This is a genomic window from Paenibacillus lycopersici, assembly GCF_010119935.1.
In the GTDB taxonomy this organism is placed as follows: domain Bacteria; phylum Bacillota; class Bacilli; order Paenibacillales; family Paenibacillaceae; genus Paenibacillus_Z; species Paenibacillus_Z lycopersici.
Genome location: NZ_CP048209.1, coordinates 4976795 through 4994324, shown reverse-complemented (window position 1 = coordinate 4994324; position 17530 = coordinate 4976795). Strand labels below are relative to the sequence as shown.

General features: G+C 59.9%; 11 protein-coding genes. 8 read left to right on the top strand and 3 right to left on the bottom strand.

The window, feature by feature from the left end:
• Positions 1–599 precede the first annotated feature (599 nt).
• Positions 600–1457 (bottom strand): AraC family transcriptional regulator, encoded by an 858-nt coding sequence (locus tag GXP70_RS22000; protein ID WP_162358818.1) that lies wholly within the window; start codon positions 1455–1457, stop codon positions 600–602.
• Positions 1458–1665: 208 nt separating this feature from the next.
• On the opposite strand from GXP70_RS22000, the gene GXP70_RS21995 reads away from it, so the two are divergent.
• Complete coding sequence (locus tag GXP70_RS21995) at positions 1666–3699, top strand: beta-galactosidase (RefSeq protein ID WP_162358817.1); 2034 nt, start codon at positions 1666–1668, stop codon at positions 3697–3699.
• A 418-nt stretch (positions 3700–4117) separates the two neighbouring features.
• Here the strand turns inward: GXP70_RS21995 and GXP70_RS21990 are convergent, their stop codons facing one another.
• On the bottom strand, positions 4118–5005 hold the full coding sequence (locus GXP70_RS21990; protein ID WP_162358816.1) for a helix-turn-helix domain-containing protein: 888 nt from the start codon (positions 5003–5005) through the stop codon (positions 4118–4120).
• A gap of 133 nt (positions 5006–5138) precedes the next feature.
• Here GXP70_RS21990 and yicI point away from each other — a divergent pair, with 133 nt between their 5' ends.
• A complete protein-coding gene (gene yicI, locus GXP70_RS21985) occupies positions 5139–7463 on the top strand; it encodes an alpha-xylosidase (protein WP_162358815.1) in 2325 nt (774 codons plus the stop codon).
• 138 nt (positions 7464–7601) lie between these two features.
• On the opposite strand, the gene GXP70_RS21980 is transcribed toward yicI, so the two are convergent.
• Positions 7602–8393, bottom strand: a complete 792-nt coding sequence (locus tag GXP70_RS21980; RefSeq protein WP_162358814.1) for a hypothetical protein — start codon at positions 8391–8393, stop codon at positions 7602–7604.
• Between the two features lie 601 nt (positions 8394–8994).
• On the opposite strand from GXP70_RS21980, the gene GXP70_RS21975 reads away from it, so the two are divergent.
• The 6 genes from GXP70_RS21975 (at position 8995) to csaA (ending at position 17107) form a co-directional block, all read left to right on the top strand.
• A complete protein-coding gene (locus tag GXP70_RS21975) occupies positions 8995–9975 on the top strand; it encodes an ABC transporter permease (protein ID WP_162358813.1) in 981 nt (326 codons plus the stop codon).
• A 15-nt stretch (positions 9976–9990) separates the two neighbouring features.
• The gene (locus GXP70_RS21970; RefSeq protein WP_162358812.1) at positions 9991–10890 is read left to right on the top strand and encodes a carbohydrate ABC transporter permease; all 900 of its coding nucleotides are present in this window, start codon (positions 9991–9993) and stop codon (positions 10888–10890) included.
• Positions 10891–11006: 116 nt separating this feature from the next.
• Entirely contained in the window at positions 11007–12743 is a 1737-nt protein-coding gene (locus GXP70_RS21965; RefSeq protein ID WP_162360613.1) for an ABC transporter substrate-binding protein, read from the top strand.
• Between the two features lie 249 nt (positions 12744–12992).
• Positions 12993–14822, top strand: a complete 1830-nt coding sequence (locus GXP70_RS21960; protein WP_162358811.1) for a sensor histidine kinase — start codon at positions 12993–12995, stop codon at positions 14820–14822.
• A complete protein-coding gene (locus GXP70_RS21955; RefSeq protein WP_162358810.1) occupies positions 14797–16518 on the top strand; it encodes a response regulator in 1722 nt (573 codons plus the stop codon). Before GXP70_RS21960 ends, GXP70_RS21955 begins: the two co-directional genes overlap by 26 nt.
• A 259-nt stretch (positions 16519–16777) precedes the next feature.
• Positions 16778–17107, top strand: coding sequence for a chaperone CsaA (gene csaA, locus GXP70_RS21950; protein WP_162358809.1), 330 nt, complete (start codon positions 16778–16780; stop codon positions 17105–17107).
• Positions 17108–17530 lie beyond the last annotated feature (423 nt).

The window sequence follows — 17530 nt, the reverse complement described above, 5'->3', positions numbered from 1 at the left end:
TCGGGTTGCCATGACGGAATGCGAACGATTCAAGCGGGCAGGGGATTCGCTATTTGACGATTTTCAGAGGTTTTCGCTGTGCTTACGGACCGACGTTCCGATATTTGGCATGGGAGGAAAGGTTCCAGCGCATACCGGGGGCAATAGCGGATCCTGTGTCCGATCGTTTATGAAAACGATCGAATTATGATTAAATAGCGGATTCTGTGTCCGCCGCCGGGGTAGCCTGTCCTTAACCTAACTATGCTCAGGGACGCTTCACACATAAGGCTCGACCAGCGATTGGCAACGGACTTGCCCCGGACAAGCGGAAATCCGTTCGCTGGTGCCATGCGATCCCAATGAACATGATATTTTCGCAAAAAGACCCAAGACGGGCAGAGCTAGCTCTGCCCGTTTTGGGTCTTTGCGGTTTTACTGTTTCGATCTGTCCCCTAACTTACTTTTGGGACAGCCTTGTCGCTGCCGGGAAGCTCGTCGCTGCCGGGGAGTTCGCCGTTGCCCTGGCTGCTCGTCGTTTGCTGGAGTTTCTCCGCTGCAGGGAGCTCGTCGCTACCGGGAGCTTGACGTTGCCGTGATGCTCACCGTTTCCGGCAGCCTCAACGCTGCCGGAAACGTTCCGGCGTCTCGCCGGTATGCCGCCGGAACGTGGCGACGAAATGGCTGGCGTCACGGAAGCCGACGTCCTGTCCGATCTGGGCTACCGTTCGTCCGGAGCGGCTGACAAGCAGCTCTTGGGAGCGCCGGATTCGCAGCTGGAGCAAATAAGCGTACGGCGAGAGGCCGAACAGCTGATGGAAGAGCGTGTTCAGCCGCCGCGGCGACAAGCCGCTGAACGCGGCCATTTCGCCGAGGTTCAACGCCGGATCCGGCAGGCTGGCCTCCAGCCAATCCAGCAGCGGCGCGATCCGCTGCAAGCTTTGCGAGATATCGTTCCGCGGATTATCCTGCGCTTGGCCGAATTTCCAGAGCGTCAGCAGGAAGCCGTAGACGCCGCGCGAGGCGTCAAGGCCGAACACGTCGCCGCCGCAGGAGGCTTCTTCAAGCATGGCGGGCAGCTGCCTGGCCATCGGAGAATCCGCCTCCCAGCTGTACGAGGCGGAGGCGGGCATGCCGAGCGATTCCAGAATGCCAGGGGCGGCGGTTCCTCCGAACGTGACGTAATGGGTCCGCCACAGCTCGGCGGTCCGCCGGTATTCATGGGGCTCTCCCGGCGCAAAGAGAACGCCCGCGCCCGCCGGCAGCGGCTGAACGCGGCCCTGAGACCGGATCTCGCCTTCGCCGTCCACGGTTTGCAGCCAGTGGTAGAGCGGATAGCCGTTCGGTCTCTGAATCGGCTCTTGCGCCGGATTGAATCCGATGCTCTCCATATAGAGCGGCAGCGATTGCGCCTGCGCGATGGCGGAGACGAACCGGCGATGCTCCGCGACAAGCGTTTCCTTATGTTCGACAAGCATGTATCGGTCTTCCTTTCGGGCAGAGCTACTAGCGATCGGCTTCGGTTGGTTCGTGCAAGCACATGCAGGACAACTAGAATCGCAATTACGATTGCAAGATTATTATATCACTGAGGAAATTAATTATATTTCGATTATATCGAGTCGCAACTACAATGGAAATATCATTATATGCCCAATAGCGGCGAATAAAAGGATGTGCGCAAACATGATGAACGGGAAGCTTCCGAAAATATGGTACGGCGGGGACTACAACCCCGAGCAATGGGATCGCGAAACCTGGTCCGAAGATCATCGGATGTTCAAATTGGCCGGCATCGACGTGGCCACGATCAACGTATTCAGCTGGGCGCTGGATCAGCCCGATGAGGAGACGTACGATTTTGCCTGGCTGGACGAGCAGATGGACCTGCTTCACGCCCAAGGCGTCGGCGTATGCCTGGCGACGGGAACGGGGGCGCATCCGGCGTGGATGGCGAAACGGCATCCCGACGTGCTGCGGGTCGATTATCAAGGACGCAAGCGCAAATTCGGCGGACGCCATAATTCCTGCCCGAACAGCCCGACGTACCGGAAGCACGCGGCCGCTCTTGCCGGCAGACTGGCGGATCGTTACAAAGACCATCCGGCGCTCCTGATTTGGCATATTTCCAATGAATACGGCGGCTATTGCTATTGCGACAATTGCGCGGCGGCGTTCCATGGCTGGCTGAAGGACAAATACGACACGCTGGATGCGCTGAACCGCGCCTGGAACACCCGTTTCTGGGGTCACGCGTTCTACGATTGGGACGAGATTCCGGTGCCGAACGAGCTGAGCGAGGAATGGGGCGGCCACCGCAGCAATTTCCAGGGCATTTCGCTGGATTATCGCCGCTTCCAATCGGACAGCCTGCTCGCCTGTTACAAACTGGAATACGACGAAGTCAAGGCGCGGACGCCGGACATACCGGTCACGACGAACCTGATGGGCTTCTATCCGGCGCTTGATTATTTCGAATGGGCCAAGCATATGGACATCGTCTCCTGGGACAATTACCCGAGCCTCGATACGCCCGCGAGCTTCACGGCGATGACGCATGACTTGATGCGCGGGCTGAAGAGCGGCCAGCCGTTCATGCTGATGGAACAGACGCCGAGCCAGCAGAATTGGCAGCCGTACAATTCGCTCAAGCGGCCCGGCGTCATGCGGCTGTGGAGCTACCAGGCCGTCGCGCGCGGCGCGGATACGGTCATGTTCTTCCAGCTCCGCCGTTCCGTCGGCGCTTGCGAGAAATACCACGGCGCCGTCATCGAGCATGCCGGCCATGAGAACACGCGCGTGTTCCGCGAAGTTGCGGAATTGGGCCGGGAGCTGGGCGCTCTGGGCGACGCGCTGTTGGATTCCCGGCTGGAGTCGCAGGTCGCCATCGTCTACGATTGGCAGAATCGCTGGGCGATAGAGCTGTCGAGCGGCCCTTCGGTCGCGCTCGACTACGTGAACGAGGTGCACAAGTTCTACGACGCGCTCTATAAGCAGCATATCGCGGCCGACATGATCAGCGTCGAGGAAGCGCTGGACAAGTACAAGGTCGTCATCGCGCCGGTGCTGTACATGCTCCGCCCGGGTTTTGCGCAGAAGGTCGAGGCGTTCGTCGCTGCGGGCGGCACGTTCGTGACGACGTTCTTCAGCGGCATCGTGAACGAGAACGACATCGTGACGCTCGGCGGCTATCCGGGCGAGCTGCGCAGCGTGCTTGGCGTCTGGGCCGAGGAAATAGACGCCCTGCTGCCGGAACAGCGCAACCGGATCGTCATGAAGAACGGACGCGGCGCGCTGTCGGGCGAATACGGCTGCGGCATCTTGTGCGACCTCATTCACGCCGAAGGCGCGGAAGTGGTCGCGGAATACGGAGACGACTTCTACAAGGGCATGCCGGCGCTGACCGTGAACGCGTTCGGCCAAGGCCGCGCCTGGTATGTGGCGACGAGCCCGGACCAGGCGTTCATGGACGATTTTATCCGCACCCTGGTTCAGGACAACGGTATCGAGACGCCGATCGCCGCCGCGCCGGCCGATCTGGAAGCGACGGTGCGCGCGAAGGACGGCCAGCGCTATCTCTTCCTGCTTAACCATGCCGCGAACGAAGCCGAAGTCGATCTCGGGAAGTCGTGCGGCCGCGATATGCTTGCGGACGAAGAACTGTCCGGACGGATTGCAATTGCGGCGAAAGGCGTACGGATCGTGAAGCTGAGCGGGTAATTCGGCAAAGATCGCGGACTTAGGGAAAGGACACGGCTCAATGACCGTCCTGCGGGGCGGTCTTTGGGCTGACTGTGCAATACGACTTCATGTCCGGCGCGCATGGATCGCAGCGAGGAAAGGCGGCGGAGCAACGAAAGAGGGGATCGACCGGGTAAGCTATACAATATTGGCAAGCAGCTTTCGGACCGGCGCTGATCTACAGGACAGTCCGAGCGAAAGGCGTCGGCATGCTGACGTTCTAGTTGTTTCCGATCTCGTATGGGTCTCCGAGCTTCCCGATCGCGGCGCTGTTCTTTACCCTTGGGGCGGCTCACAAGCTTGAACGTTTCCCCTGATTTGCATGAGATCCGCTCAACCCTCAACCCTCAACCCTTCATACATGACCCTTCATCCATAACTCTCAATCCTTCATCCCTCAATCCCGCCCGGCAAGCATCTTCTTATACGCCGCCGGGGTGCAGCCCTGGTACTGCTTGAACACGCGGATAAAATAGCTCGGGTTCTCGAACCCGACGTCCAGCGCGACCTCCGACACGTTGCGGTCTTCGTTCTCGAGCAGCCTGGCGGCCATGCGGACGCGGTAGCCGTTGATGTATTCGGTCGGGCTTTTACGAACCATGCTCTTGAAGAAGCGGCAGAAATGCCCTTCGCTCATCCCGGCCTCGGATGCCAGCCTCCTTAAGGACAGCTTCGTCGCGTAATGCTCGTGAATCGCGTTCAGCGCGGATTTCAGCCGTTCCGTCTTGGCATGGTCGCCATCGTGGCGTCCCGTCGCGGGAGGCGCCGCGGCATGCAGCGATAACCGTCCCGCCGCCATGAGCAGGAGCGCTTTCGTATCGAGCTCGTAGCCGTCCCGCCGCGCCTCGTTCAGCCGCAGCACCTGCTCCAGCAGCGACCGCGTTTCGCGCTCCCAAGGCTCGTCTCCCGCGAGCAGCGGCGGCGGCTCGAGCCGCTTCTTGATGAGCGGCTCGAGATACCGCTCCTGGACGACGTCGAAGCGGGCGCCGACGAGCAGCTCCGCGTCGAAGACGATGGCGGTGAACCGGCACGGCTCGTCGCCGATCCGGTAGACGGCATGAAGCTCGCCGCTGCGAATGAAGAGCGTCTGCCCGGCGCAGGCTTCGTAGGTGTGCGAGCCGATCTGAAACAGGCCGCGCCCGTCCGTCACGAGCATCCATTCCCACTCGTCGTGCCAGTGGCAGTCCACGCTCGGCTGATGGCCCGGCAGATCGACCTCGTAGACGGACATCGGATAGGCCGGCCGGCCGTGAATGCGGTTTTCCTTGAGCGTATGACGGTCCACGGCAATCTCCTCCATATCATAATCGTGCGATTTTATATCAATATTTTATAAGAATTTTGCTCCCGATATCAATATTATTAGATGTAGAACATGAAAGCGTAATCTTCAAAATCCATGTAGGAGGTACAAATAGATGAAATTTACCGACGGTTACTGGGGCATCCGCAAAGGCGTCAACCTGCAAAATCCAGTGGAAATCCGCGACGCGGAAACGGGAGCGAACGAGCTGACGCTGTACGCCGCCATGAAGCATGTCAACCACAAGGGCGACACGCTGAACGCGACGCTGTTCACGGCCGTGTACAGCTCGCCGATGCCGGACGTCATTCGCGTGCAATACATCCATCACAAAGGCACGAAGCGCAAAGGGCCGCATTTCGAGCTTGGCGCGGACGCGGGCTTCTCGCCGGTCGTGACGGAAGACGAAGCGGGCTGGCGGCTGACGAGCGGCCAGTTGACCGTGGCGTTCAAGAAAGGCGCGGACTGGCGCGCGGACTTCAGCTACGCGGGACGCACGCTGACGGGCAGCGGCTACAAAGGGCCGGCCATCATCGGCACGTACGCGGGCGAAGCGTACATGCGCGAGCAGCTTGACCTCGGCGTCGGCGAATACGTCTACGGCCTTGGCGAGCGTTTCACGCCGTTCGTGAAGAACGGCCAAGTCGTCGATATTTGGAACGAAGACGGCGGCACGTCCAGCGAACAGGCGTACAAGAACGTGCCGTTCTACCTGTCCAACCGCAGCTACGGGGTGTTCGTCAACCATCCGGAGAACGTGTCCTTCGAGGTCGCATCGGAGAACGTGTCGCGCGTGCAGTTCTCGGTGCCGGGACAAGCGCTCGATTACTTCATCGTCGGCGGCGCAGATCCGAAGGAAGTGCTGTCCAACTACACGAAGCTGACGGGCCGTCCGGCGCTGCCTCCGGCTTGGTCGTTCGGTCTCTGGCTGACGACCTCGTTCACGACGAGCTACGACGAAGCGACCGTGAACAGCTTCATCGACGGCATGGCGGATCGCGATTTGCCGCTGCACGTGTTCCATTTCGACTGCTTCTGGATGAAGGAATACCAGTGGACCGACCTGAAGTGGGACCCTGCGGTGTTCCCGGATCCGAAGGGCATGCTGAGCCGTTTGAAGGAGAAGGGGCTTAAAATCTGCGTCTGGATCAACCCGTACATCGCGCAGAAATCGTATCTGTTCGACGAGGGCATGGAGAACGGCTACCTGCTGATGCGGAACAAGGACGACGTCTGGCAAACGGACATGTGGCAAGCCGGCATGGGGCTCGTTGACTTCACGAATCCCGCGGCCGTCCGCTGGTTCCAGGGCAAGCTCGAAGAGCTGGTCGACATGGGCGTGGACAGCTTCAAAACCGACTTCGGCGAGCGCATCCCGACCGATGTCGTCTACCACGACGGCTCCGATCCGTTCAAAATGCACAACTATTACACGCAGCTCTATAACAAAGCGGTGTTCGAGGTGCTGGAGCGCAAGCTCGGCAAAGGCGAGGCGGCGCTGTTCGCCCGCTCCGCGACGGCCGGCGGCCAGAAGTTCCCGGTTCACTGGGGCGGCGACTGCTCCGCGAGCTACCCGTCCATGGCGGAATCGCTGCGCGGCGGCCTCTCGTTGACGGCGTCGGGATTCGGCTTCTGGAGCCACGACATCTCCGGCTTCGAAAGCACGGCGGCGCCGGACCTGTACAAGCGCTGGACGGCATTCGGCATGCTGTCCACGCATAGCCGCCTGCACGGCAACTCGTCGTACCGGGTGCCGTGGCTGTTCGACGAAGAGGCGGTCGACGTGCTGCGCCACTTCACCAAGCTGAAGGCGACGCTGATGCCGTACATGTTCGGCGCGGCCGTCCAAGCGGCGAATCAAGGCTTCCCGGCCATGCGCGCCATGATGCTGGAATTCCCGAACGACCCGACCTGCGACTTCCTCGACCGGCAGTACATGCTCGGCGACTCGCTGCTCGTCGCGCCGATCTTCAACGACGCAGGCGAAGCGCATTACTACGTGCCGCAAGGCGAAGGACGCTGGACGGACTTCCAATCCGGACGTACGTATGAAGGCGGCTGGGTCAAAGAGCGGCACGACTATTTCAGCCTGCCGGTGCTGGCTCGCCCGAACAGCCTGATCGCGGTCGGCGCGAACGAACAGCGTCCGGACTACGATTATGCGGACGGCGTCGTGCTGCACGCGTTCGAGCTTGCGGACGGCGCATCGGCCGAAGCCGTCGTTCCGACGACGACCGGCGAGGCGGCGCTGACCGTGCGCGTCGTTCGTCATGGCACCGAGCTGCGCGTGTCGGCGGAAGGCGCAAACAAGCCGTGGTCGCTGCTGCTTCGCGGCATCGCGTCGGCGGCGTCCGGCAGCGCATTGGCCGAGCAAACGGCGCAGGGCGCGTTGTTTACGGCCGCGGCGGGAGCGGCGGAGTTTACGATTACGCTGGGTTAGAGCGATATAGCGAAAAGAAAAGCGCGGCGGGCGTTCCCGCCGCGTCGTTCTTGAATACGGCCTTGGTAACAGCCGGGCATGGTCAGGATAAAATCGAACACAATAAAAAGGTGCCAGCGTGCTGGCACCTTTTTTAACTTATCGGGCAGGCTTGGCTTTGCTCAGAATCAGGCGAATATCGGATGATATCGAAGCCGCTTTAGGGCTGACGTTCGAACTTGAGGCAAGTTTGCGATTGACGTTTCTAATCGCTTGAATGGCCTTGTCATCCGTGACGGTCAAAACGTTTCGGGCGCCTGCGCTCTGCATCGACGGACGCCCTTGGCTCGTTCCGCGATTGCCTACGATGGCCATATCGCCGAGCATCAGAATATCCTTATAGCCTTGCTTGCGGAGCTGGGATTCCAGAACCGCAGACCCGTTGGCGCCGGTGCCGTAGGCGGACATGTCGACGTTCGAGGAAGGGCGATAACCGCTCGTGCCTCTGCTGGCGCCGCTGTTATCGCGGCCGCCGGAGAGAGTCGTCCATCCGTTCGTGCCGGTACTGTAACTCGTCATGCCCGTCATGCCATTTCCTGTCGTGCCCAGGCCTGTATTGCCGTAGCCCGCCGTATTATTTCCAGCGGTGCCGGTCGTGCCAAAGCCGGTCGTGTCGGATTCGGCCGTACCATTAGCCGTCGTGCCATAACCGTTCATGCCAGAACCGGTCGTGCCAGAACCGGTCATTCCATAGCCTGCCGTGCCATTAGCCGTCGTGCCATAACCGGTCGTACCATAACCGGTCGTACCATAGCTAGGCGTACCGGCAGGGCCGCGCGACCCTAATCCGAGTCCCGTCGTACCGGTACCGTAGCTGTTCGTCGTCATGCGGCCTGCACGATTGTAGCCGGAGCGGAGGTAGTCGGTCCCGCCGGTTCCATTGGTGTTCATTTGCGTAATTCTTGTCCCATGGCCTGTTTGTTTCGTGCGTACGCCGTTGTCGTTCGCAGCATTCCCGCAGCCTGCTGCAATTAACGGAAGCAATAGTAAACCGCAGGCCATCGTAGTACGAGTTCGAGTCACTGGAGTACCTCCTTGTTTTTGAGCTACCTCGATAAGATGCCCGCTCAAGGTCATCTTACAGAAAGCAATAAATGGGGTAGGAGTGCGAAATGCCTCAGAATAGCAGGCAGATCAAGGGGGGGATGAAATACGAATTCGCCGGCTTACCATCCGCCGCAGCCGAGCGGGCCCCGATGGCCCGCGGCACCCCGCCGCAGCCAAGGCTGTCAGCGATTACCGCAGAAATTGGTCGCAGCCGAGGTTTATAATGCAGGGGGCATACAATCCCTCGTACCTTCAAAATCGGTCATCCGCGGGGCAAATCGCTAATTTGCATGACTGCGCTTTCATGAATGTCCGATTTTGACATGATTACTGGACCGATTTGGCCGGTAGGAGGATGATGGAGAATCCGTTAACATAAATGTACAGCAAGAACGCGGCTTGGCTGCAACCGGCGGCAAGCGGCGCGTGAACAAGGAGGTCTATGATGGAAGCGCTAACAGATAGGCAGGCCCCGTTGGCTAAGGAAACCGGGAAACGCGCGGCGCGCGGCGGTTTTTCCCGATTTTGGAAAGTGATGCGTTCGCAAAAGTATTTGTACTTCATGTCGATTCCGTTCGTCATCTGGGTGTTCGTTTTCAGCTATGTCCCGCTCTGGGGCTGGACGATGGCGTTTCAGGATTTTAAGCCGGGCAAGAGCTTCGGCGAGCAGAAATGGGCCGGCTTCAAACATTTCCACGAGCTGTTTACGGACGAGCGGTTCTACCTCGTCATGCGCAACACGCTCGCGATGAGCATCATGGGGCTCATTGCCGGATTTATCGTCCCGATCGTGTTCGCGGTGCTGCTGAACGAGATCAAAGGCAAAATGTTCAAACGGACCGTTCAAACGGTCTCGTACCTGCCGCATTTCGTCTCCTGGGTCGTCGTGGCAGGCATCGTGTCGAAAATGCTCTCCACCGACGGCGGCGCGGTCAACAACCTGCTCGTATGGCTGCACATCATCCATGAGCCGATTCAATTCATGGCGAAGGGCAATTTGTTCTGGGGCATCGTAACCGGATCGGACCTGTGGAAGGAAATGGGCTGGAACGCCATCATCTATTTGGCCGCCATTACCGGCATCGATCCCGAACTGTACGAAGCGTCCCGCGTCGACGGCGCGAACCGGTTCAAGCAAATGTGGCATATCACTTTGCCCGGCATCCGGACGACGATCTCGGTGCTGCTCATCATGTCGATCGGCCATCTGATCGGCATCGGCTTCGAGAAGCAGTTCCTGCTCGGCAACAATCTGGTCAAGGATTACTCCGAGGTGCTGGACTTGTATGCGCTTAACTACGGTCTAGGCATGGCGCGGTTCTCCTTCGGTACGGCAATCGGTATCTTCAATTCCGTGGTCAGCATTCTGCTGCTGTTCATCGCGAACGGCACGCTCAAACGCGTGACCAAAGAAAGCATCATGTAGGGGGGCATACTTACAATGAACCGATCTTTCAACGCCACCCGAGGCGAGAAAACATTCGACGTCATCAATATTGTCATCATGCTGCTGCTGCTCGCGGTCACGCTCTATCCGTTCCTGAACGTGCTGGCGATTTCGCTCAACGACTCGCAGGATACGGTGCGCGGCGGCATTCAACTATGGCCAAGGCAGTTCTCGCTGCAGAACTATAAAGTCATCATGGCATACAGCGGACTGCTGCAAGGCTTGAAAGTATCCGTCATGCGGACGGTTGTCGGCACGCTGCTCGGCCTGCTAAGCGCTTCGATGCTGGCGTTCACGCTCAGCCGGCCGGACTTCCAGGCGCGCCGCTTCGTCTCGGTGTTCCTGGCGCTGACGATGTATTTCTCCGGCGGTCTCATTCCCGTCTACATCCTGATGCGCGACCTGCACATGATCGGCACGTTCTACGTCTACGTCCTGCCCGGCATGGTCGGCGCGTTCAACGTGTTCGTCATCCGCTCGTTCATCGACGGCCTGCCATATGCGCTGCAGGAATCGGCGAAGCTGGACGGCGCCAACGATTTCACGATTTACTGGCGCGTCATTCTGCCGCTGTGCAAGCCGGCGCTGGCGACGATCGCGCTGTTCCTGGCGGTCGGCCAATGGAATTCCTGGTTCGATACGTACCTGTATAACGGCTCGACGCAATGGACGACGCTGCAATATGAACTCATGAAAGTGCTCGAGAGCACCCAGCAGGGCGGCTCGTCGATGCGCGGCGGCTCGAACGACATGGCGGAGCTGATGAATCAAGTTTCGCCGGAGTCGATCAAGATGGCCATCACGATGGTCGTCACCGTCCCGATTCTCGTCGTCTACCCGTTCCTGCAGCGCTATTTCGTGGGCGGCATGACGCTCGGCGCAGTCAAGGCGTAACGGTTGGGTTGATTTAGCCGGGCCTAGGGCCCGTTCTAAATAAAGAAATCTCCTATGAGCTTAAGGGGAAGCGTTTCGATCAAAATAAGGGAGGCATCATCTTGAAACTTTCTAAAATGAGAAAACCGCGCACGACGGCCGCTTTGATTCTGGCCGGCACCATTATCGTAACGGCCGGCTGCGGAAGCAGCACGGGCAACAACGCCAATAACGCCTCGAATGCGGGCGGCAGCGCCAATTCGAGCAATGCGGGCGCTTCGAACAATGCCGCCGGCAGCGCGGCCGACACGAAACCGGTCACGTTCTCGTTCTTCGGCGCGGACGCAAGCCCGAACTGGAACAATATGCAGGACGAAGTCGGCAAAGAAATCACCGCCAAAACCGGCGTCACGATCAAAGCCGAGTATGCGGTAACGGGCGGCGGCACCGATAAAATTTCGCTCATGGCGGCAAGCGGCGAATACCCGGATCTCGTGTTCGCCAAAGGCGACATCGACAAGCTCGTCGACGCCGGCGCGATGATCGACTTGACCGACCTGATCGATAAATACGCGCCTAACTTGAAGAAAGTATACGGCGATTACATGCAGCGCCTGAAATACAGCAGCGACGACCAAGCGATCTACGTGCTCCCGACGAACGACGCGGTCAACACGACGTACTTCGACGCCGGCGGCGGCTTCGAGCTGCAGCAGCGCGTGCTGAAGGAACTCGGCTATCCGAAAATCAATACGCTTGACGATTACGAGAAAGCGCTTAAAGATTATGTCGCCAAGAACCCGACGACGGACGGCAAGCCGACGATTCCGCTGACGCTGGACACGGACGACTGGCGCATCATGATCACCGGCACGAATCCGGCGTTCGAAGCGACTGGTCTGCCGGATGACGGTGAATACTATATCAATCAAGATACGTACGAAGCTTCCCTGCATATCAAGCGTCCGGAAGAGCGCGAATATTTCCGCTGGCTGAACAAATTGTTCAACGAAGGCCTGCTGGATAAAGAAGCGTTCGTGCAGAAGAGCGACCAGTACAAATCCAAAATCGCCAGCGGCCGCGTGCTTGGCCTGATCGACCAGGAGTGGGGCTACGCCGATGCGGAGAACTCCCTCAAGTCGAAGGATGACGGCGCATACACGTATGCTCACATGCCGGTAACGCTGTCCGCCGATTACAAGGATCACTCCTTCGCGCCAACGGGCTTCATGGCCGGCTGGGGCATCGGCATCACGACATCCTGCAAAGATCCGGTCCGCGCGATCAAGTTCCTGGACTGGCTGGCATCCGACGAAGGCCAAGTGCTTCGCAACTGGGGCGTGGAAGGCAAAGACTACACGGTCGAGAACGGCATTCGCACGATTCCGGCCGACGTGCAGAAGCGCAAGACGGAAGACAATGCCGCGTTCACGAAAGATACGGGCATCGGCTTGTACAATATATTCAGCGCGCACTACGGGGACGGCGTGAAAGATTCGACGGGCAGCTACTATACGACGAACTTCCCGGATCAAATCGTAGCCGGCTATACGCAAGCGGAGAAAGACACGCTGAAAGCGTACGGCGCGACGACGTGGAAAGACCTGTTCCCGAAAGAAAGCGAGTTTAAAGTGCGTCCGTACGGCGCGGCTTGGAACACCCCGGCTCCGACGGATTCCGATTACAGCGTCATTTACAAGAAGGCCGAGGACATCATCTGGAAGAAGATTCCGGAAGCGGTGCTTGCGAAAACGGCCGATTTCGACAAAGTGTACGACAACATGCTGAAGCAGCTGGACGACGTCGGCACGAAGAAAATGGAGCAAATGTACACGAAAGCGATCCAGGACCGCGTCAAGCAATGGCAAGGTTAAGGCATAAGCGAAGAATCGTATGACCGGCTGCGCCAGGGCCGAACCGGAATCGGGAACGCCGCAGGCGAAGTCCAGCAAGCAGATAACAGTCTGTTCCGCCATGCGGGCAGACTGTTTCTGCCGTTCTCGCGGGCGCGAATTCGCGGATTAAGCTGCTTGCCGGGCACCGGCGCCAGGCAAGCCTTTACGTCCCGTAACGGCTGCTCTATTCTGTAAGGATATCGAGATTAGCGGAGAGAAGGCCGGGGTATGCGCAAGGCAGCGAGTCTATTGGCAAGCAGGTTCAGCTTCAACAATTTGCGGCTGAAAAATCAATTGTTCTTTGCTTTCTTCATCGTCGTGCTGATTCCGGTGCTGTTCGTCGGCATCTTCCTGACCGCCGCTTACCGCAATAACGTGCTGGAGCAGGCGACGAAGCAGACGACGAACAACGTCGACAAGATCCGGACGCAGACGTCGGATATTTTGCGTATTCCGATCGGCCTGTCGGATGACTACCTGGTCAGCACGTCGCTCAAAAATCTCGTCAATACGCGCTATACTACCGTATTCGAATCCGTGCAGGCGCTGTGGGATTTTACCAGCTTCAAGAACGCGGTGCAGCTGTACCGAGAGATCGACGGCATCCGGTTCTATACGGCCAACGAGACGATTCTCGAGAATTGGGATTTCCTGCATGCGACGCCGGATATTCAGCAAACCGACTGGTACCGCAGCGTCTCCGGCAGCGAACAGATCAACTGGCGCCTGATGACCGATGAGACGAAGCATGGGGATCGGTCGCTTAGCCTGGTGAGAAGAATCAACTTCCCCGAATACAAAACTGCGGGCGTGCTCGTCATCGACGTCAACCAGCAATTATTCGATACGATGCTGAGCCAGGAGCCTTACGATACGATGATTCTCGATTCCGGGAACAACATCGTGGCGGCGAAGGACCGAAGCTGGATCGGCAACAACCTGTCCGCGATGAATTTTACCGGTTTGGCCGATAAAGGACAGGGCACCTACCGGATGAGCTTCGAAGGCAGCCAGTACCAGGTCGTCGTCGAAAATTTGCTGCCGCGCTCCAGCGTGACGGGGCTTCGGATCGTCTCGCTGTTCGCGGTCGAATCGATCGTCAGCGGGGCGAACCGGGTGGCGCAGCTCGGCTTTACGGTGCTGCTGATCAGCATGATCATCGCGCTCATCCTTATTTATTTCATGTCTTCGGTGCTGACGAAGCGAACGCTGACGCTGTACCGCAATTTGAGCCGCGCGGGCAAAGGGGATTTGACCGTGGTTTCGGACATACGGGGCAATGATGAAATCGCGCTGCTGTCGCATCAGTTCAACAATATGATCGCGAGCATCCGCACGCTCGTCGAGGAAGTCGAGGACTCGAACCGCCGCCAGTCGCAGCTGGAGCTGGCGCAGAAGGATATCAAGCTGAAAATGATGGCGAGCCAGATCAATCCGCATTTTCTGTTCAATGCGCTCGAATCGATTCGTATGCGCATTCATATGAAGGGAGAGAAGGAAATCGCGTCGGTCGTACGCATGCTCGGACGGATGATTCGCAACAATATCGAGATCGGTTCCCGGAGCATTCCGCTCGGCGAGGAGATGGAGATCGTGCGGTATTACCTGGGGATTCAGCAATTCCGTTACGGCGGCGAACGGCTGGCGTTCCGCATGCGGCTGGACGAAGAAGCGCAGAGCGCGCTTATCCCGCCGCTCATCATTCAGCCGCTGGTGGAGAACGCCGTCGTTCACGGCCTTGAAGAAGCCGGGGAAGGCGGTCAGGTCATCGTGTCGACGAAGCTGCTGGCGGACGGGGCGCTGGAAGTCGCGGTGAGCGACAACGGCGTCGGCATGAGCGCGGAGCGGCTCGCGGAAGTGCGCCGGTCGCTCGACGACACGGACGAGGAGAAGCAGCACCGGATCGGGCTGCGCAACGTGCATCAGCGGCTGAAGCTGACCTTCGGCGAGGAGAGCGGATTGCGGATTGAAAGCAGGGCGAACGAAGGAACGACGATTTCGTTCCGGCTGCCAGGCGAGGAGGGGAATAACCATGCATACACTAGTCATCGTGGATGACGAGCCCGCGATCCGCGAAGGCATGCCGTCGCTGATCGACTGGGAAGACTTCGGGTTTCGTATCGCGGGGACGGCGCGCAACGGGGAAGAAGGCTTGCGGCTGCACGAGGAGCTGGCGCCCGACCTGATGCTGATCGATATCCGGATGCCGCGCAAGAACGGCTTGGAGCTGCTCGAAGACATTCGGCGCAGCGACAGCCGCTGCCGGGTGCTGATCTTGAGCGGGCATGCCGATTTCGCCTACGCGCAGCAAGCGATCCGCTTCGGCATCGAGGGCTATATGCTGAAGCCGGTGAACGAGGAGGAGCTGGAGGATTACGCGCGGCGGATCGCGGAATCGCTGGACGCGGAGAAGTCCGCGAGCGGCGGCGGCTTGCCGGTTCGCGAGGAAGCGCTTGCGGAGCTGCTCGCCGGCGCGGCGGGCGATGCGAGCGATATCGCCGCGCTTGTCGTCCGCGACGCCGATCCGGCGGACGGCGCGATCGCGTGCCGCATGCTACTGGCGGAGCCGGCGGAGGACGGCGACGCGCCGCTCGGCGAGCGCGTCTTCCGCGAACGGCTTGCCGCAGCGGCCGAGCGCGCAGGCGCGGGCGTTGTCGTCGACGCGAAGCCGGGCGTCGCCTGGCTGTTGCCGGAGTCCGCGCTTGCGCCGCCGGACGGCGCCGCCGGCGAGAGCGCGGCGCAGGCCGGCGGAGGCAGCCGCGCAGCGGGCAAGGCTTGCGGCGGCGGAGCGACGCCGCCGCCAGGCGCCGCCGGGCTGCATGGCGCCGCCGGCGAGTGCCTTGCGGCGCGGCTGCTCGCGGAAGCGGCTTGCGGCGCGGAGCGCTATACCGCCGCGGCCGGTCCTTGCGCGACGGACGCGGCGGCGGTCCGCGCCTCGCTCGCGTCGGCGCGCGAGCTGATGCGGCATCGCTTCCTGCTGGAGCCGGGCCGCGTCCATGCCGGGCCGCCGGCACTTCTCGGCCAGCCGGCTGGCGCAGCGTCGGCCGCCGCCGGGGCGGAGCCTGCGCCGAGCGGCGGCGCGGCAGGCGCAGCTGCTGCGGAGCCCGACCTTGCGGGCCTCGCCTTGCGGCTCAGCCGCGTCATCGATGCCGGGAACGAAGCCGGCATCAGCGCGTTCCTGGAGGAGGCGGCGTCATCGATCGCCGCATTCAACAGCTCGCGCGCGTATGTGACCGCGTCGATCGCGCAGCTGCTGACCCATGCGCTTGCGGAGCTGGAGACGCTGCACGATTCGTTCTCCGCGCAGGAGCATAACAATTTAATCGCGACGGCGTACAAGCAGCCGAATCTGCCCGCGCTGATGAAGGAGCTTGACGGCGCGCTCCGCGAGCTGCCGGGGCGGCTCGGCATCTCCGGCACGCAGCCGGCGCTGCGGCGAATGACCGATTACATCGAGCGCCATTACGACGAGCCGCTCCGGCTGGAGACGCTGGCCGAGATGTTCAACTACAACAGCGGGTATCTGGGCAAGCTCTTCAAGAATCATACGGGCGACTCCTTCAACACCTATTTGGATCGCGTTCGGATTGCCAGGGCGATCGAGCTGCTGTCCGAAGGCGTAAAAGTACGGCAGGCGGCGGAGAAGGTCGGCTATGCGAACGTCGATTATTTCCACGCCAAGTTCAAGAAGTATACGGGCCAGTCGCCGTCCGCGTACAAGAAGGCGGAAGGCCAGCCGGTTGAGCGAGGGTAATCCACGTTCGTTGCGAGCGGCATTCCAATTCTCCTTACCGAATGTAATCGCTTTATCGAATCATGGATCGCGGAAAGCTGCCGGCATGGAAACCGGGAGCCTTCCGCTTGCTTGGCGCGTCCGCAGTCTTCGCGCTGCCGGCGTTCGTCCTGCTTGACTCGTGACTGCTTGCCCTCTCGCCGCCGTGACGCCGTCCATGCTTGCAAGCACGCGGCATATGGGCGATACTGGGAAGATATCGCGAACATGGGGGATCAACATGGCAACCATCGAAGATTTCATGCAATTGGACATGCGCGTAGGCACTGTCGTTCACGCGGAGCCTTTTCCGGAGGCTCGCAAGCCGGCCATTAAATTAACGATCGACTTCGGCGAGCTCGGCATCAAGCGGACGTCCGCGCAGATCACCCGGCGCTACGCGCCTGAAGGACTGATCGGCCGCCAAGTGATCGCCGTCGTCAATTTTCCGCCGCGGCGAATCGCAGGATTCGAGTCCGAAGTGCTTGTCCTGGGCGGCGTGCCGGAAGAAGGCGACGTCGTGCTGCTCAAGCCGGATGAGCCGGTAGCGAACGGAACGCCGATCGGCTAACGGCGTTTCGATGTCCCGATTATCCTGCGCCGCTCGTGCACGCCAATCGACGCAGCCCTCTCGCTTCCCATCGGAAGCGGGAGGGCTTATTCGCTTCCCGGAATGACACTGAATCCGCATAATCCGGCCGTATTCCGAACAACCGATGCCTTGCGCCGCATGTTTCATAATTACGCGGATATCGTATTTCGGCCGTTAACGCTGACGGATAACTCGGACATCCTGCGGAGAGGCCGATCACTCGCCTAAGGACAGAAGGAGGCCGATCGCCGCCGCATAGCGCAACAAGGCAACCGGATGACCGGTTGCCTTGTTGTCTTCTTGTACGGTTCTGTTCGTCCGCAACTGACGCTCCGTCCGCACAAGAGCTGTTATTGCCTCCCGAAAGCACCGAAAATCGGTCTTTCTGGCGAAATAACGGAA